This is a genomic window from Pseudomonas sp. GD04015, assembly GCF_029837675.1.
GTDB classification, from domain to species: Bacteria; Pseudomonadota; Gammaproteobacteria; order Pseudomonadales; family Pseudomonadaceae; genus Aquipseudomonas; species Aquipseudomonas paralcaligenes.
Genome location: NZ_JAOEEE010000008.1, coordinates 129,465 through 146,412, shown reverse-complemented (window position 1 = coordinate 146,412; position 16,948 = coordinate 129,465). Strand labels below are relative to the sequence as shown.

Annotated in this window: 19 protein-coding genes; 15 read left to right on the top strand and 4 right to left on the bottom strand. The window is 67.2% G+C overall.

Going from position 1 to position 16,948, the window contains the following annotated elements:
- Nucleotides 1–41 precede the first annotated feature (41 nt).
- Nucleotides 42–1,091, top strand: a complete 1,050-nt coding sequence (locus N7640_RS09710) for a lipase secretion chaperone (RefSeq protein ID WP_279902214.1) — start codon at nt 42–44, stop codon at nt 1,089–1,091.
- On the opposite strand, the gene N7640_RS09705 is transcribed toward N7640_RS09710, so the two are convergent.
- On the bottom strand, nt 1,088–1,783 hold the full coding sequence (locus N7640_RS09705; RefSeq protein WP_279902215.1) for an alpha/beta family hydrolase: 696 nt from the start codon (nt 1,781–1,783) through the stop codon (nt 1,088–1,090). The genes N7640_RS09710 and N7640_RS09705 overlap by 4 nt on opposite strands.
- A 42-nt stretch (nt 1,784–1,825) precedes the next feature.
- Here N7640_RS09705 and ccoN point away from each other — a divergent pair, with 42 nt between their 5' ends.
- From ccoN to hemN, 11 genes are all read left to right on the top strand, one after another.
- The gene (gene ccoN / locus N7640_RS09700; RefSeq protein WP_279902216.1) at nt 1,826–3,265 is read left to right on the top strand and encodes a cytochrome-c oxidase, cbb3-type subunit I; all 1,440 of its coding nucleotides are present in this window, start codon (nt 1,826–1,828) and stop codon (nt 3,263–3,265) included.
- On the top strand, nt 3,265–3,882 hold the full coding sequence (gene ccoO, locus N7640_RS09695; RefSeq protein ID WP_220813350.1) for a cytochrome-c oxidase, cbb3-type subunit II: 618 nt from the start codon (nt 3,265–3,267) through the stop codon (nt 3,880–3,882). The genes ccoN and ccoO overlap by 1 nt, the downstream gene beginning before the upstream one ends.
- A 6-nt stretch (nt 3,883–3,888) precedes the next feature.
- A complete protein-coding gene (locus tag N7640_RS09690; protein ID WP_220813351.1) occupies nt 3,889–4,074 on the top strand; it encodes a cbb3-type cytochrome c oxidase subunit 3 in 186 nt (61 codons plus the stop codon).
- Complete coding sequence (gene ccoP, locus N7640_RS09685; protein ID WP_220813352.1) at nt 4,071–5,039, top strand: cytochrome-c oxidase, cbb3-type subunit III; 969 nt, start codon at nt 4,071–4,073, stop codon at nt 5,037–5,039. The genes N7640_RS09690 and ccoP overlap by 4 nt, the downstream gene beginning before the upstream one ends.
- 132 nt (nt 5,040–5,171) lie before the next feature.
- Nucleotides 5,172–6,587 carry a cytochrome c oxidase accessory protein CcoG gene (gene ccoG / locus N7640_RS09680; protein WP_279902217.1) on the top strand — a complete coding sequence of 472 codons (1,416 nt, stop codon included), beginning with the start codon at nt 5,172–5,174 and terminating at the stop codon, nt 6,585–6,587.
- A gap of 14 nt (nt 6,588–6,601) precedes the next feature.
- Entirely contained in the window at nt 6,602–7,105 is a 504-nt protein-coding gene (locus tag N7640_RS09675) for a FixH family protein (RefSeq protein ID WP_279902218.1), read from the top strand.
- A 13-nt stretch (nt 7,106–7,118) separates the two neighbouring features.
- Nucleotides 7,119–9,527, top strand: a complete 2,409-nt coding sequence (locus N7640_RS09670; protein ID WP_279902219.1) for a heavy metal translocating P-type ATPase — start codon at nt 7,119–7,121, stop codon at nt 9,525–9,527.
- 30 nt (nt 9,528–9,557) lie between these two features.
- Nucleotides 9,558–9,833, top strand: a complete 276-nt coding sequence (locus N7640_RS09665) for a hypothetical protein (protein ID WP_279902220.1) — start codon at nt 9,558–9,560, stop codon at nt 9,831–9,833.
- A gap of 3 nt (nt 9,834–9,836) precedes the next feature.
- A complete protein-coding gene (gene ccoS, locus N7640_RS09660) occupies nt 9,837–10,043 on the top strand; it encodes a cbb3-type cytochrome oxidase assembly protein CcoS (RefSeq protein WP_220813357.1) in 207 nt (68 codons plus the stop codon).
- Between the two features lie 7 nt (nt 10,044–10,050).
- On the top strand, nt 10,051–10,734 hold the full coding sequence (locus N7640_RS09655; RefSeq protein WP_279902310.1) for a sulfite exporter TauE/SafE family protein: 684 nt from the start codon (nt 10,051–10,053) through the stop codon (nt 10,732–10,734).
- 158 nt (nt 10,735–10,892) lie between these two features.
- A complete protein-coding gene (gene hemN, locus N7640_RS09650) occupies nt 10,893–12,275 on the top strand; it encodes an oxygen-independent coproporphyrinogen III oxidase (RefSeq protein ID WP_220813358.1) in 1,383 nt (460 codons plus the stop codon).
- Between the two features lie 90 nt (nt 12,276–12,365).
- On the opposite strand, the gene N7640_RS09645 is transcribed toward hemN, so the two are convergent.
- Nucleotides 12,366–12,815, bottom strand: coding sequence for a hypothetical protein (locus N7640_RS09645; RefSeq protein WP_279902221.1), 450 nt, complete (start codon nt 12,813–12,815; stop codon nt 12,366–12,368).
- 164 nt (nt 12,816–12,979) lie between these two features.
- Here N7640_RS09645 and fnr point away from each other — a divergent pair, with 164 nt between their 5' ends.
- Nucleotides 12,980–13,714, top strand: coding sequence for a fumarate/nitrate reduction transcriptional regulator Fnr (gene fnr, locus N7640_RS09640; protein ID WP_220813360.1), 735 nt, complete (start codon nt 12,980–12,982; stop codon nt 13,712–13,714).
- 10 nt (nt 13,715–13,724) lie between these two features.
- Nucleotides 13,725–14,273 (top strand): adenine phosphoribosyltransferase, encoded by a 549-nt coding sequence (locus N7640_RS09635; protein WP_220813361.1) that lies wholly within the window; start codon nt 13,725–13,727, stop codon nt 14,271–14,273.
- A gap of 64 nt (nt 14,274–14,337) precedes the next feature.
- Here N7640_RS09635 and N7640_RS09630 read toward each other — a convergent pair whose 3' ends face one another.
- Together N7640_RS09630 and N7640_RS09625 are read right to left on the bottom strand one after the other, a co-directional pair.
- Nucleotides 14,338–14,802 (bottom strand): DUF3859 domain-containing protein, encoded by a 465-nt coding sequence (locus tag N7640_RS09630; RefSeq protein ID WP_279902222.1) that lies wholly within the window; start codon nt 14,800–14,802, stop codon nt 14,338–14,340.
- A 63-nt stretch (nt 14,803–14,865) separates the two neighbouring features.
- Nucleotides 14,866–15,894, bottom strand: a complete 1,029-nt coding sequence (locus tag N7640_RS09625) for an amidohydrolase family protein (protein WP_279902223.1) — start codon at nt 15,892–15,894, stop codon at nt 14,866–14,868.
- A 111-nt stretch (nt 15,895–16,005) separates the two neighbouring features.
- Between N7640_RS09625 and N7640_RS09620 the strand changes: the two genes are divergently transcribed.
- Nucleotides 16,006–16,866: a transporter substrate-binding domain-containing protein gene (locus N7640_RS09620; protein ID WP_279902224.1), complete on the top strand. Its 861-nt coding sequence runs from the start codon at nt 16,006–16,008 to the stop codon at nt 16,864–16,866.
- Nucleotides 16,867–16,948: the final 82 nt, after the last annotated feature.

Genomic DNA, 16,948 nt, shown 5'->3' with positions numbered 1-16,948 from the left:
GCCCACGAGGCCCCGATGTCCCCTCCCTGCCGAGTCTCGCCGTGAACAAGCTCCTGCTATTGGCCGCGCCCCTGGTGATCGGGGTCGGTATCGCCGTCACGCTCCACCTGAATCCGCTCGAACCCGATGACCAGTCGGCTCCGGCACCGCAGCCCCCCGCCGGCGCGCCCGTGCCCATGACACTGCCGCAACCGGAACAAAGTACGCACCAGCCCCCGTCCCTGACGGCCGGCATCACGCCACTGCCGCGCTCGTTCGCCGGCACCCAGGTGGATGGGCAGTTCCGCCTCGACGAGGCTGGCAACCTGCTGATCACCATGGATATCCGGCGCATCTTCGATTACTTCCTCAGCGCCTATGGCGAGGAGGAGACCATCACCACCAGCGTCGAGCGCCTGCGCGCCTACGTGCGCAGCCAGCTCGAGGAGCCGGCGCTGAGCCAGGCCCTGGCCCTGCTCGACCAGTACCTGGACTACAAGCGCCAGCTGATCCAGCTGGAGAAGGACCTGCCGCAGATGGCCAGCCTGGACGCCCTGCGCCAGCGCGAGCAGGCGGTGCAGAACCTGCGCGCCAGCATCTTCAGCGCCGAGGCGCACCAGGCCTTCTTCGCCCAGGAGGAGGCCTACAACCAGTTCACCCTGCAACGCCTGGCGATCCGCCACGACCAGTCGCTGGACGACCGGCAGAAGGCCGAGGCGCTGGACAGCCTGCGCGCCAGCCTGCCCGAGGAGATGCAGGACATGGTGGTGCCGCAGCTACAGGCCGAACTGCGCCAGCAGACCGCCGCCCTGCAGGCCCAGGGCGCCAGCGCCGCGCAGATCCAGCAGCTGCGTATGCAGCTGGTCGGCGCCGAAGCCACCGCCCGGCTCGAAGCCCTGGACCAGACCCGCGAGCAATGGCAGCGCCGCCTCGGCGACTACCGGCGCGAGAAGGCACGCATCGAAAGCAGCGGTCTCTCCGCCGAGGACAAGCAGGCCAGCATCGAGCGGATGGCGAAGGAGCGTTTCGACGAACGCGAGATGCTGCGCCTGGAAGCCGCCGAACAGCTGGCCCAGAGCCGCGAGGCCGGTGCCGCGGAGAGGACGCCCTAGCGGCTGCCCCTCCCGCCCACCGTTCCCGTGAGTAAAAAGTCCGCCACGGCCTGCGCCGCGCGCTGCAGGTGCTGTTCGTGGCTGAAGCCTGACGCCTTGAGCGGTTTCAGGTCGTGGTCGGCGGCCTCCAGCCACAGCATCTCGATGCTCGGCGAAAGGCTGTAGCCCTCCACTCTCTCCCGACTACCCAGCGCATCGCGCTCGCCCTGGACGATCAGCGTGGGCGTGCGCATCTCCGCCAGGTGCGCCACCCGCGGCTTCTCCGGCTTGCCCGCGGCATGGAAGGGGTAACCCAGGCAGACCAGCGCATCGGCCTGCAATTCGTCCGCCAGCAGGCTGGCCATGCGCCCGCCCATGGACTTGCCGCCCACGGCCAGCGGCCCTGACACCTGTTCGCGCACCAGCCGATAGACCTCGCGCCAGCATTCCAGCAGCTGCGCCTGCGGGTTCGGCGGGCGCTTGCCGCCGCTGCGGCGCCGCTCCGCCATGTAGGGAAACTCGAAGCGCAGCACGCCCACTCCACGCTCCGCCAGCAGCTCGGCCATGCGCTGCATGAACGGGCTGTCCATCGGCGCGCCGGCGCCGTGGGCGAGGATCAGCACCCCCTGCGACATCGTGTCCGCCCCGTTCCACAGCCATCCCCGCGCGCGGCATTGATCCCCGTCAATAACCATCATCGTGCCATTACCCATGCTTGCCCTGCTTTTCACAAACCGTGGATGGAAGCCCAACACATGAACACAACCAGCACTGCGGCATACAACTATAAGGTTGTCCGCCAGTTCGCCATTATGACGGTGGTTTGGGGCATAGTCGGGATGGGGCTCGGCGTGTTCATCGCCGCCCAGCTGGCCTGGCCTGAACTGAACTTCAACCTGCCGTGGACCAGCTTCGGCCGTCTGCGCCCGCTGCACACCAATGCGGTGATCTTCGCGTTCGGCGGCTGCGCGCTGTTCGCCACCAGCTACTACTCGCTGCAACGGACCTGCCAGACCCGCCTGATCTCCGACAAGCTCGCCGCCTTCACCTTCTGGGGCTGGCAGCTGGTGATCGTGCTGGCCGCCATCAGCCTGCCGCTGGGCTGGACCTCCTCCAAGGAGTACGCCGAGCTGGAGTGGCCGATCGACATCCTGATCACCATCGTCTGGGTCGCCTACGCGCTGGTGTTCTTCGGCACCCTGATGAAGCGCCGGACCAAGCACATCTACGTGGGCAACTGGTTCTTCGGCGGCTTCATCCTGACCGTGGCGATCCTGCACATCGTCAACAACCTGGAAGTGCCGATCACCCTGACCAAGTCCTACTCGCTGTACGCCGGTGCCACCGACGCCATGGTCCAGTGGTGGTACGGCCACAACGCCGTGGGCTTCTTCCTGACCGCAGGCTTCCTGGGGATGATGTACTACTTCGTGCCGAAGCAGGCCGAGCGTCCGGTCTACTCCTATCGCCTGTCCATCGTGCACTTCTGGGCGCTGATCACCCTGTACATCTGGGCCGGTCCGCACCACCTGCACTACACCGCCCTGCCGGACTGGGCCCAGTCCCTCGGCATGGTGATGTCGCTGGTCCTGCTGGCACCGAGCTGGGGCGGCATGATCAACGGCATGATGACCCTCTCCGGCGCCTGGCATAAGCTGCGTTCCGACCCGATCCTGCGCTTCCTGGTGGTATCCCTGGCCTTCTACGGCATGTCCACCTTCGAAGGCCCGATGATGGCCATCAAGACCGTCAACGCCCTCTCCCACTACACCGACTGGACCATCGGCCACGTGCACGCCGGCGCCCTCGGCTGGGTAGCGATGATCTCCATCGGCTCGCTCTACCACCTGATTCCCAAGGTGTTCGGCCGCGAGCAGATGCACAGCATCGGCCTGATCAACGCCCACTTCTGGCTCGCCACCATCGGCACCGTGCTCTACATCGCTTCGATGTGGGTCAACGGCATCACCCAGGGCCTGATGTGGCGCGCGGTCAACGAGGACGGCACCCTCACCTACTCCTTCGTCGAGGCGCTCGAGGCCAGCCACCTGGGCTTCCTGGTGCGCATGATCGGTGGTGCATTCTTCCTCACCGGCATGCTGCTGATGGCTTACAACACCTGGCGTACCGTCCGTGCCGCGAACAAGGCCGAATACGAGAACGCCGCCCTGATTCCTGCTGAGGTTGCTCACTGATGGCCGGTAGCAAACACGAATTTCTCGAAAAGAACATCGGTCTGCTGACGCTGTTCATGGTCATCGCCGTGAGCATCGGCGGTCTGACCCAGATCGTTCCGCTGTTCTTCCAGGACGTCACCAACACCCCGGTCGAAGGCATGAAGCCGCGTACTGCCCTGGAACTCGAAGGCCGCGACATCTACATCAAGGAAGGCTGCGTCGGCTGCCACTCGCAGATGATCCGTCCGTTCCGCGCCGAGACCGAGCGCTACGGCCACTACTCCGTCGCCGGTGAAAGCGTCTGGGACCACCCGTTCCTGTGGGGCTCCAAGCGTACCGGCCCGGACCTGGCCCGCGTCGGCGGTCGCTACTCGGACGACTGGCACCGCGCGCACCTGTACAACCCGCGCAACGTGGTGCCGGAGTCGAAGATGCCGGCCTACCCCTGGCTCGTCGAGAACAAGCTCGACGGCAAGGACACCGCGGCCAAGATGGAAGCTCTGCGCACGCTCGGCGTGCCGTACACCGACGAGGACATCGCCGGCGCTCGCGAAGCCGTCAAGGGCAAGACCGAGATGGACGCCCTGGTCGCCTTCCTGCAAGGCCTGGGCACCTCTATCAAGAACAAACGGTAACGCGCCATGGATATCGGGATGATTCGCGGTATAGGCACCGCAGTGGTCTTCATCGCCTTCATCGGCGTGGTGCTCTGGGCCTACAGCAAGAAGCGCAAGAGCAGCTTCGACGAGGCAGCCAACCTGCCCTTCGCCGACGACGTCCCAGCCAAGAAGCGTGACGAGCAAGATTCTGGGAGCAATAAAGAATGACTTCGTTCTGGAGTATCTACATCAGCGTACTGAGCCTCGGCACCATCGTCGCGCTCACCTGGCTGATCTTCGGGGTGCGCAAGGGTCAGCGCGCCGACACCACCGAGGACACCGTCGGCCACTCCTTCGATGGCATCGAGGAGTTCGACAACCCGCTGCCCAAGTGGTGGTTCATGCTGTTCGTCGGCACCATCATCTTCGCCCTCGGCTACCTGGTCCTCTACCCGGGCCTGGGTAACTGGAAAGGCCTGCTGCCCGGCTACAACGAAGCCGGCGACGGCAAGCCGTTCAGCAGCGGCGAGCGTGGCTGGACCGGCGTGCACGAGTGGGAACGCGAGATGGTTCGCGCCGACAAGCAATACGCGCCGATCTACGCCAAGTACGCCGGCATGCCGATCGAGGAAGTGGCAAAGGACGAGCAGGCCCTGAAGATGGGCGGTCGTCTGTTCGCCTCCAACTGCTCGGTCTGCCACGGCTCCGACGCCAAGGGCGCCTACGGCTTCCCCAACCTGACCGACAACGAGTGGCGCTGGGGCGGCACGCCGGAAGACATCAAGCAGACCATCACCGCCGGCCGTCACGGCATGATGCCTGCCCAGGCGCCGACCATCGGCGAGGAAGGCGTACGCAACGTGGCCGCCTACGTGCTGACCGAACTGGCCGGCCGCAAGCTGCCCGAAGGCGTCACCGCCGACGTCGCCGCCGGCAAGCAGGTGTTCGAGAGCGTCTGCTTCGCCTGCCACACCAAGGAAGGCACCGGCACCCCGAGCATGGGCGCGCCGAACCTGACCAACCCGAGCGCCTTCATCTACGGCAGCAGCTACGCTCAACTGCAGCAGACCATTCGCTACGGCCGCAACGGCAGCATGCCGGCGCAGCTGCAGTACGTGGGCAGCGAAGACAAGGTGCACCTGCTGGCGGCGTACGTGTACAGCCTGTCGCACGGCAAGCAAGCAGAGAAGTAAGGTTACAAAGGCTTGGCGCGACCGCTGGTCGCACCCGGCCACCGCTCGATCAGGCGTACCATAGTGACGTGAAATTCTGACTCCCTCGGCAAGTATCGGGGGAGCGCCCACACAAGCCGTGGTACGTCCCTGATGAGCGAACAGATTCCCGTCCGAAACATCACCCCTCCCCCGGCCAAGGGCGGCGAAACCGTCGACCTCTACGCCAGCCGCGAAAAGATCTACACCCGCGCCTTCACCGGCCTGTTCCGCAATCTCCGCCTCAGCGGCGGCGCCTTCCTGTTCCTGCTCTACTTCGGCACCGTCTGGCTCAACTGGGATGGCCATCAGGCCGTCTGGTGGAACCTGCCGGAACGCAAATTCTTCATCTTCGGCGCCACCTTCTGGCCGCAGGACTTCGCCCTGCTGTCCTGGCTGCTGATCATCTGCGCCTTCGGCCTGTTCTTCATCACCGTGTTCGCCGGCCGCGTCTGGTGCGGCTACACCTGCCCGCAGAGCGTGTGGACCTGGGTCTTCATGTGGTGCGAGAAAGTCACCGAGGGCGACCGCAACCAGCGCATGAAGCTGGACAAGGCGCCGATGAGCGCCAACAAGTTCGGCCGCAAGGCCGCCAAGCACGGCCTGTGGATTCTCATCGGCCTGGTCACCGGCCTGACCTTCGTCGGCTACTTCTCGCCGATCCGCGACCTGATCCCCAGCCTGCTCAATGGCGAGGCCGACGGCTGGGCCTACTTCTGGGTCGGCTTCTTCACCCTGGCCACCTACGGCAACGCCGGCTGGCTGCGCGAACAGGTGTGCATCTACATGTGCCCCTACGCGCGCTTCCAGAGCGTGATGTTCGACAAGGACACCCTGATCGTCTCCTACGACCCGCGTCGCGGCGAGAAGCGCGGCCCGCGCAAGAAGACCCTCGACTACAAGGCCCAGGGGCTGGGCGACTGCATCGACTGCACCATGTGCGTCCAGGTCTGCCCCACCGGCATCGACATCCGCGACGGCCTGCAGATCGAATGCATCGGCTGCGCCGCCTGCATCGACGCCTGCGACAGCATCATGGACAAGATGGGCTACCCGCGAGGCCTGATCAGCTACACAACCGAACACAATCTTTCCGGGCAGAAGACGCACCTGGTGCGTCCGCGCCTGATAGGCTACGCCACCGCGCTGGTGGCGATGATCGGCCTGTTCGGTTGGGCCGTCGCCAGCCGCTCGCTGGTGGAAATCGACGTGCTCAAGGACCGCGTGCTGTTCCGCGAGAACGAAGAAGGCCACATCGAGAACGTCTACACCGTGAAGCTGATGAACAAGGCCCAGCGCGACCTGACCTACGTGATCTCCGTCGAAGGCATCGAGGGTATCGAGTACGAAGGCAGGAACGAGGTCAAGGCGGCGGCCGGCGAGGTGCTGTCGATTCCGGTGGAGCTGTCCATCCCGCCGGAGAAGCTGCCTTCCAGCGCCAATGAAGTCGTGTTCAAGGTCCAGGCCTTGGAAGATCCGTCCATCGAGAACGACGCCGACAGCCGCTTCATCGGCCCGAGCGTACGTTGAACACAGGTTCCTACATGTCGCAGCAACAACCTCCGGTCGTCCCCTGGTACAAAGTCACCTGGGTCTGGCTCATCCTCGGTCTCCTCGGCATGTCCGTGGTACTCGGCACCAGCATGCTGGTGATCGCCACCAGGAACCCGCCGGGACTGCTGTCGGACAACTACTACGACGTCGGCAAGGGCATCAACACCTCGCTGGAGCGCGAGGAACTGGCGACCCGCCTGAAGCTGCGCGCCGAGCTGGTGCTGGACAACGAGAAGGGCACCGCTGCCCTGCAGCTGGAGGGCTACAGCAACCCGCCGCAGCTGGTACTCAACCTGATCTCGCCGACCCAGCCGGAGCGCGATCGCCGGGTGGTGATGCAGGCCCAGGGCGACGGCAGCTACGCCGGCAACCTGCTGGACGCCGTCGAGGGCCGCCGCTTCGTCGAACTGATCGGCCAGGAAGGCGGCAAGGACTGGCGCCTGTTCGAAGAAGAAAACCTGGCCAGCGGCCAGCGCATCCAGCTTGGCGAGTAATGCCCCGCCGAGCATGAGCACACCCCTCCCCTGCTATCACTGCGGGCTGCCGGTTCCCGCCGGCAGCCGCTTCGAGGCCCGCGTCCTGGATCAGCCGCGGGCCTTCTGCTGCCCGGGCTGCCAGGCGGTGGCCGAGGCGATCGTCGCCGGCGGGCTGGAGAACTACTACCGCCACCGCAGCGACAGCGCGGTCAACCCGCAGACCCTGCCCAAGGCCCTGCCGGACGAACTGGCGCTGTACGACCGCGACGAGGTGCAGCGCGGCTTCGTCCAGCACGAGGGCGAACTCAGCGAAACCAGCCTGATGATCGAAGGCATCAGCTGTGCCGCCTGCGGCTGGCTGATCGAGAAGCACCTGCGCACCCTGCCCGGGGTCGCCGAGGCCCGGCTCAACCTGTCCAACCAGCGCCTGCAGGTGCGCTGGGCCGACAGCCAGATACCGCTCAGCCAGCTGCTCGCCGAACTGCGCCGCATCGGCTACGCCGGCCACCCCTGGCAGGCGGACGAGGCGAGCGAGCGGCTGGCCGCGGAGAACCGCAAGTCGCTGCGCCAGATCGGCATCGCCGGCCTGCTGTGGATGCAGGTGATGATGGCGACCATGGCCACCTGGCCGGAATTCAACGTCGACCTCTCGCCGGAGCTGGACAAGATCCTGCGCTGGACCAGCCTGTTCCTCACCACGCCCATCGTCTTCTACTGCTGCGGCCAGTTCTTCCGCGGCGCCCTGCGCGACCTGCGCACCCGCCACCTGACCATGGACGTGTCGGTGTCCCTGGCCATCGGCGGCGCCTACGCGGCCGGCATCTGGTCCACCGTCACCGGGGTGGGTGAGCTGTACTTCGACGCGGTGGGCATGTTCGCCCTGTTCCTGCTGGCCGGCCGCTACCTGGAACGGCGCGCCCGCGAGCGCACGGCGGCGGCCACCACCCAGCTGGTCAGCCTGCTGCCGCCCTCCTGCCTGCGCCTGGACGACCAGGGCAAGGCCGAGCGCATCCTGTTGCGTGAACTGGCGGTCGGCGACCGCGTGCTGGTCCAGCCCGGCGCCATGCTGCCGGCGGACGGCCGCATCGTCGCCGGCCAGTCCAGCGTCGACGAATCCCTGCTCACCGGCGAATACCTGCCGCTGGCCCGTGGCGAGGACGACGCGGTCACCGCCGGCACCCTCAACGTCGAGGGCCCGCTGACCGTGGAGGTGCAGGCCCTCGGCAACGACACCCGGCTGTCCTCCATCGTCCGCCTGCTCGAACGCGCCCAAGCCGACAAGCCGCCCATGGCCGAGATGGCGGACCGGGTGGCCCAGTGGTTCCTGCTGATCGTGCTCGGCCTGGCCGCGGTGGTCGGCCTGGTCTGGTGGCAGATCGACACCGAGCGGGCGTTCTGGATCGTCCTGTCGCTGCTGGTCGCCACCTGCCCCTGCGCCCTGTCGCTGGCCACGCCCACCGCCCTCACCACCGCCACCGGCAGCCTGCACAGGCTCGGCCTGCTGCTGACCCGCGGCCACGTGCTGGAGGGCCTGAAGCAGATCGACACGGTGATCTTCGACAAGACCGGCACGCTCAGCGAAGGCCGCCTGACCCTGGAGCGCATCGAGCCGCTGGGCGAGCTGGACGCCGACGCCTGCCTGGCCCTCGCGGCCGCGCTGGAGCAGGGTTCCGAACACCCCATCGCCCGCGCCTTCGGTCATAGCCCACGGGCGGCCGAGCAACTGGTCAACGAACCCGGCCAAGGCCTGGAGGGGGTGCTCGACGGCCGCCGCCTGCGCATCGGCCAGCCGGCCTACGTCGCCGCCCTCGCCGATCAGGCGGCCCCGGCCATTCCCGGCGAACACGGCCAGTGGCTGCTGCTGGGCGACGAACACGGCCCGCTGGCCTGGTTCGTCCTCGGCGACCGCCTGCGCGAGGACGCGCCGGAGCTGATCGCCGCCTGCCGCGCCCAGGGCTGGGGCATCATCCTGCTGTCCGGGGACAGCTCGCCGATGGTCGGCGAGGTGGCCCGCCAGCTCGGCATCGCCGACGCCCGTGGTGGCCTGACGCCGGACGCCAAGCTGGCCGTGCTCAAGGACCTGCACGAACGGGGCCGGCGCGTGCTGATGCTCGGCGACGGGGTCAACGACGTGCCGGTGCTGGCCGGCGCCGACATCAGCGTGGCCATGGGCAGCGCCACCGACCTGGCCAAGACCAGCGCCGACGCCGTGCTGCTGTCCAACCGCCTCGGCAGCCTGGTGCAGGCCTTCGCCCTGGCCCGCCGCACGCGCCGCATCATCGTCGAGAACCTGACCTGGGCCACCCTGTACAATGGCCTGGTGCTGCCGTTCGCGGCACTCGGCTGGGTCACCCCGCTGTGGGCCGCACTCGGCATGTCGGTCAGTTCGCTGCTGGTGGTGTTGAACGCCCTGCGCCTGGCTCGCGTCCCAAGACAATAAGCCCCCTATCGTGGTGCTCGACGAGGTCTTATGCAGAACAACACGGCATGCAAGGTCGCCTGGTGGGTCCGTCTACTGGCCATCGCCCTGCTCTGCGTCCAGCTCTTCATCGCCGGCCATGTCGCGATCTCGCTGATCGACCAGCGGACCTTGCCCGGCGACCTGCTGGCCGAGCCACTGGATGCCCTGCTGCTGGTGTTTATCAACCTCCTGTTTGCCTTCGTCGCCCTGACCGGGCGCAGCCCCGCCAAGCTGTTCCCGGTCGCCAACCTCGATCTGCGGCCATTCTTCCGCCGGAGCCACTGAGCCATGTCCGCCATCTACATCCTGATCCCGATTGCCGTGGTCCTGGTCGGCTTCGCCATCTGGCTGTTCGTCTGGGCCGTGGACAACGGCCAGTACGACGACCTGGACAGCCCAGCCCACAGCATCCTGTTCGACGACGAGGACCCACAGCACAAGGCCGGCGTCGCCGAGGCCGACAAGAACGGCGACAAGGACGAGCCGCGTGCCTGAACTGGGTGTGCCGGCGCTGGCGCCCCTGCTGGCTTCCGCGCTGATCCTCGGCCTGCTCGGCGGCGGCCACTGCCTGGGCATGTGCGGCGGCCTGATGGGCGCGCTGACCCTGGCCATCCCGCCCGAGCAGCGCGCCCGCCGCTTGCGCCTGCTGCTGGCCTACAACCTCGGCCGCATCCTCAGCTACGCCACCGCCGGCCTGCTCATCGGCCTGGCTGGCTGGGCCGTGGCCAGCAGCCCGGCGGCGATGGCGCTGCGGGTGGCCGCCGGCCTGCTGCTGATCGCCATGGGCCTGTACCTGGCGGGCTGGTGGAGCGGGCTGACCCGCATCGAAGCCGTCGGCCGCCACCTCTGGCGCCACCTGCAGCCGCTGGCGAGCCGGCTGATGCCGGTCAGCAGCCTGCCCCGCGCCCTGCTGCTCGGCGCCGTCTGGGGCTGGCTGCCCTGCGGCCTGGTCTACAGCACCCTGCTGTGGGCTTCCAGCCAGGGCTCGCCGACGGACAGCGCGCTGCTGATGCTGGCCTTCGGTCTGGGCACCTGGCCGGTGCTGCTGGCCACCGGCATGGCCGCCGAGCGGCTGACCGCCCTGCTGCGCAGGCGCGGCGTGCGCGTGGCCGGCGGCCTGCTGGTGATCCTGTTCGGCCTGTGGACGCTGCCCGGCCCGCACCAGCACTGGCTGATGGGCCACTGACTCTCCTGGCAGCCCGCGCACGTAGGGTGCACGCCACCACTCGCCACCCCGGTGCGCACGGCGCACCCTACAGAACATGCGACGGCCTGACTCAGATCAAGGAGCCGACCCTGCACGCCCCCTAGACTGGCAACACTGTCACTCCAGGGATACTCCAAATGCTCGATGCCATCCGCTGGGACGCCGACCTGATCCGCCGCCATGACCGGCCAGGCCCGCGCTATACCTCCTACCCCACCGCCGTGCAGTTCCATGGCGACGTCGGCTCCTTCGACCTGCTGCACGCCCTGCGCGACAGCCGCAAGGCCCAGCGGCCGCTGTCGCTCTACGTGCACGTGCCGTTCTGCGCCAACATCTGCTACTACTGCGCCTGCAACAAGGTGATCACCAAGGATCGCGGCCGCGCTCTGCCGTACCTGGAGCAACTGGAGCAGGAGATCGCCCTGATCGCCTGCCACCTCGACCGCAACCAGGTGGTCGAGCAGCTGCACTTCGGCGGCGGCACCCCGACCTTCCTCAGCCACGACGAGCTGCGCCGCCTGATGGGCTCCCTGCGCCAGCACTTCACCCTGCTGGACGACGACAGCGGCGACTACGGCATCGAGATCGACCCGCGCGAGGCCGACTGGTCGACCATGGGCCTGCTCCGCGAGCTGGGCTTCAACCGCGTCAGCCTCGGCGTGCAGGACCTCGACCCGGAGGTGCAGCGCGCCGTCAACCGCCTGCAGACCCTGGAGCAGACCCGTGCCATCGTCGACGCGGCCCACGCCCTGCAGTACCGCTCGCTGAACATCGACCTGATCTACGGTCTGCCCCGCCAGACCCCGGAAAGCTTCGCCCGCACCGTGGACGAAGTGATCGCGATGCAGCCGGACCGGCTGTCGGTGTTCAACTACGCCCACCTGCCGGAACGCTTCATGCCGCAGCGGCGGATCAATACCAACGAACTGCCCGCACCGGTGGACAAGCTGGCCATGCTGCAGGGCAGCATCGAGCAGCTCACCGCCGCCGGCTACCGCTACATCGGCATGGACCACTTCGCGCTGCCCGACGACGAACTGGCGATGGCTCAGGAAGACGGCACCCTGCAACGCAACTTCCAGGGCTACACCACCCACGGCCACTGCGACCTGATCGGCCTGGGCGTATCGGCCATCAGCCAGGTCGGCGACCTCTACAGCCAGAACAGCAGCGACCTCGCCAACTACCAGCAGAGCCTGGGCAACGGCCAGCTGGCGACCCAGCGCGGCCTGCTATGCAACGACGATGATCGCATCCGCCGCGCCGTGATCCAGGCGCTGATCTGCCAGTTCCAGCTGAGTTTCCGTGATATCGAGGAGCGTTTCGCCATCGACTTCCGCAACTACTTCTCGGCGATCTGGCCACAGCTGCAGCAACTGGCCCGCGACGGCCTGATCGACCTCACCGAGCAGGGCATCGACGTGCGCCCGGCCGGCCGCCTGCTGGTGCGCTCGCTGTGCATGCTGTTCGACCACTACCTGGAACAGCAGAACCAGCAGCGTTTCTCGCGGGTGATCTGAAAGGTGGGCTTCGTGGTCCCGGATTGCATCCGGGCTACGGTATTCCCCGGCGCGTAGCCCGGATGCAATCCGGGGAAACGACCTCGCCGGTCAGGACATGGCCAGCTTGAGCGCCTGCATGCGCTGATCGTCGGTGAGGCGCTTGTCCTTGAGCGCATCGGCCAGCTCGAACTGGGCCGAGGTCAGGGCGCTCTGCAGGGTGGCCAGTTCGCTGCGCAGGGCCTCCGCCTTGACCTGCCTCAGCTCCGGGTCCATGTCACCGTCGGCCGCCAGCGCCTGCAGTTCGGCCTGCTTCTCGGCGATCTGCTGGCGCAGCGCGCGAATCAGCTTGACGATTTCCTTGATGTTGTCCGGCAGCTCGGCCTCGTCCACATCCTCGTTCTTCGCGCTGGCCCGCGTGCGCGACAATTCCGACAGGGACACCCGCAGGCTCTCGTGCACCTCCTGCTCGCTGGGCTCCTGGCCCGCGACGCGTGCCTCCTGGCGCTGGATACCCTGGGCCAGCCGCTGGGTCAGGCCGCTCACATCCACCTTCAACATGGAATTTCCCTCGACGCATGCATAGCTGAACTATCGGGCGGCGCCGGGAAAACTTGAATCTGCGGTCAATCATTTGCCTGATCGGCCATGCTCGCGCTGGCCCGGGTGCGGGGCTATGGGTTAACCTTTGTGTTCGTGTGTGATCTCCAAGTCAGGGATATCCGATGTCAGAAACCATCAAGGTGCACAGCCCCCACCAGGCCCACTGCAAGGACTGCAGCCTGGCGCCTCTCTGCCTGCCGCTGTCCCTGAACCTGGAGGACATGGATGCCCTGGACCGCATCGTCAAGCGCGGCCGCCCGCTGAAGAAGGGCGAGTTCCTGTTCCGCCAGGGCGATGCCTTCGACTCGGTGTTCGCGGTCCGCGCCGGCGCGCTGAAGACCTTCACCCTGAGCGACTCGGGCGAGGAACAGATCACCGGCTTCCACCTGCCCAGCGAAATGGTCGGCCTGTCCGGCGTCGATACCGAGGTCTACCCGGTGTCGTCCCAGGCCCTGGAGACCACCTCGGTCTGCGAGATTCCGTTCGATCGCCTGGACGAGCTTTCCGTGCAACTGCCGCAGCTGCGCCGCCAACTGATGCGGGTGATGAGCCGCGAAATCCGCGACGACCAGCAGATGATGCTGCTGCTCTCCAAGAAGACCGCCGACGAGCGCATCGCCACCTTCCTGGTCAACCTCTCCGCGCGCTTCCGCGCCCGCGGCTTCTCGGCCAACCAGTTCCGCCTGGCCATGTCACGCAACGAGGTGGGCAACTACCTGGGCCTGGCGGTGGAAACCGTGTCGCGGGTATTCACCCGCTTCCAGCAGAACGGCCTGATCAACGCCGAAGGCAAGGAAGTGCAGATCCTCGACCCGATCGAGCTGTGCGCCCTGGCCGGCGGCAACATGCCGGACTGAGGGCGAGCGGATGATCTTCGACGAGTTCGCCGTCAAGTCCCTGATCCGCCCGGTGCCGGATTTCCCCAAGCCCGGCGTCGTGTTCCGCGACATCACCCCGCTGTTCCAGTCGCCGCGCGCCCTGCGCATGGTGGTGGACAGCTTCATCCAGCGCTACGTCGAGAACGACTTCAGCCACATCGCGGCGATGGACGCGCGCGGCTTCCTGTTCGGCTCGATCATGGCCTACGAGCTGAACAAGCCGCTGATCCTGTTCCGCAAGCAGGGCAAGCTGCCGGCCGAGGTGCTCGCCGAGAGCTACCAGACCGAATACGGCGAGGCACTGCTGGAAGTGCACGCCGACAGCCTGTGCGAAGGCGACCGGGTGCTGATCTTCGATGACCTGATCGCCACTGGCGGCACCCTGCTCGCCGCGGCCCGCCTGGTGCGCCGCCTGGGCGCAACCGTGTACGAGGCCGCCGCGATCATAGACCTACCCGAACTGGGCGGCTCGCGGAAGCTGCAGGACATGGGCATCCCCACCTTCACCCTGACGGCCTTCGAGCTCGGCGAGGGCTGAAACCCGGCCCGACGGTGCGCGGAGCCCTTCGCAGGGTGCGCCGCGCACACCGGGCGGCCCCCCCTCACTGCACGGTGAAACGCCGCTCCGCCAGCTTGCGGTCGCCCTGGAACACCATCAGGTGCCATTCGCCCGGTACGGCCTCGTAGTGCTCGGTGAACTCGAACGCCATCACGTCCTGCGGGGCATCCACCACCAGCTTCTGCTGCAGTTCGATCTTGTCCTGGCGCTTGCCGTCCGGGCCGACCAGGCCGGGGGTGAGGTACAGCAGGGTCAGCGGCGGCTCGCTCTCGGTCTTGCCGAGCAAGCGATAGCGGATGCCGAACTTGGTGCCCAGGCGCGCCGGCACCAGGTCGGTCTGCTCGATCGGCTGGTTGGCGCGGGTCAGCACGCGCTCGCCCGGCTGCGGGTCCTTGATCGGAGCGCTGGTGAACACGCCGTACTCGATCGGGCCCTCCACGCGCACATCGGCGAAGGCCAGGTTGGAAGCCAGGCCAAGGGCCAGGGCCGGCAGACAGAACAGTTTCATCTCGCGCTCCTCGTTGACGGAATGGCGCGAGGCTATGACGCGGCGGTTACAGGCTGATGACAATCAGTCGCGCAGCTCGGCCTGGCGCTGGCGCGGCAGCACGGCGAGAAAGTTGTCCCGCGCCACCTTGTGCGCCACGTCCTCCGGCAGGGCGTCGAGGAAGGGCCGGAATTCGGCCAGCTTCTCCCCCACCCCGTCGAAGCGGCCGACCACGTCGGAGCCGAGCATGAAGCGCTCCGGGTAGCGGCCGACCAGCTTCACCCAGCGCGGGTCAGGACGGCCCTCATCGGACAGCAAGTAGGGCCGCAGCACGCTCCAGGACAGGTCGATGTACAGGTTCGGGTACTCGCCGAGCATCCGCTCCAGGGTGGACAGGAGGAAGTCCAGCTTCTCCTGATGGCGGTGGATCTCCAGGCTGGTGCCGGCGTGAGCCCAGATGAAGCGGACGTGGGGGTGGTTGCGCAGCGGCTCCTCGATCTCCTCCAGGTAGAGCGGGTTGCGCTCGCGCTTGGAGGTGATGTTGCTGTGCACCATCACCGGCAGGTCGTATTCCGCGGCCAGGTGATAGACGCGGGTCATCGCCTCGTTGTTGGCGCGCGGGGTGTCGCCGTAGGTCAGCGCGGTGAGGTCGTCGTGGCGGGTGAATACCTCGCCCAGGCCCTGCCACAGCCCGGGATAGAGTTCGAGCATGCGGCGGATGTGGGCGTCGGCGTTCTTGTCCACCGGGTTGAAGCCGGAGAGGAACGGGTGGAAGCGCGTGCGCTGCTCCTCCGGCAGGCGCCGCACTGCCTCTGCGACAAACACGTCGGTGGCACTGTACCAGTAGGCGCCAGCGTCGTCGCCGGCGTAGTAGCGCGGGCGCTTGGGCTCGTCCTCGTGCCATTTCTTGGCGACCGGGATGCCGCTGATCATCACATGGTCGATCTGGCCGGCATTCATCGCCTTGAGCAACGGCGCCATGCCCTCGCTCTCCTGGAAGAAGTCCACGTAGTGCAGGTGGGCGTCGCTGTATCGGTAATCCCTGGCGCCGGCCTGCAGGGCGAACAGGCTGCAGACGGCGGCGATGAACAGGCGGCTGGCGAACAAAGGCATGACTCCGGCAGGTTTCGAGCAAGAGTAGACTGCCGTCGCGCTGCAGCCGTTCACTGGCGATGATGCCGGCGAGGGGCCATCATGCTTCATCCCCGGTCGCGAAATAACGCCATGCCCATCGCCCGCCTTGCAGTGCTGCTCGCCCTCCTCTTCCCGGCCCTCGCGCCGGCGGAGACCCTGACCTATCCCCTGCACTCCAACGGCACCGACCCCGAGGCCTACGTGGTCGAACTGCTGCGCCAGGCCCTGGACAGGAGCGGCGGAGACTACCGGCTGCAACCCTCGCCGCGGCCCATGCCGCAGAGCCGGGCGGAACAGTCGCTGGAGCAGAACGACGGCAGCGTGCAGCTGATGTGGACCATGACCACCCGCGACCGCGAGGAAGCCCTGCTGCCGATACGCATCCCCATCTACAAGGGCCTGATCGGCTGGCGCATCCCCCTGGTGCGGCGCGAGGACAAGGACTGGCTGGCCCGGGTGCACAGCCTGGAAGACCTCAAGCCCATGCGCTTCGGCCAGCGCGCCGACTGGCCGGACACCCGCGTGCTGCGCGACAACGGCCTGCAGGTGATCACCAGCCAGAGCTACGACAGCCTGTTCCGCATGCTCGACGCCGGCCGCTTCGACGTCTTCCCCCGTGAGCTGGTGGTGGTCTGGGACGAGCAGGCGCGGGCCAGCCAGGAAGGATTGGAACTGGAAGTGGACGAGCACGTCGTCCTCCATTACCCCTCCGCCTTCTACTTCTTCACCTCGCGCACCCGCGCCGACCTGGCCGCCGCCATCGAACGCGGGCTGGAGGCGATGATCGCGGACGGCAGCTACGAACGCCTGTTCCAGCAGTACCACGGCGCCGCCCTGAAGCGCGCCGGACTGGAACGGCGCCGGGTGATCGAGCTGGAAAACCCCGACCTGCCGCCCCAGACGCCCTTCCAGCGCGAGGCGCTCTGGTACCGGCCCGGCGCACCGCAATAGGCCCCGGTGCCCCAGCGTGGGGCGCAATCGGCGGCATTTTGCCGGCGCCAGCCCCACGACATGGCGCGCGCCGATGATGGCA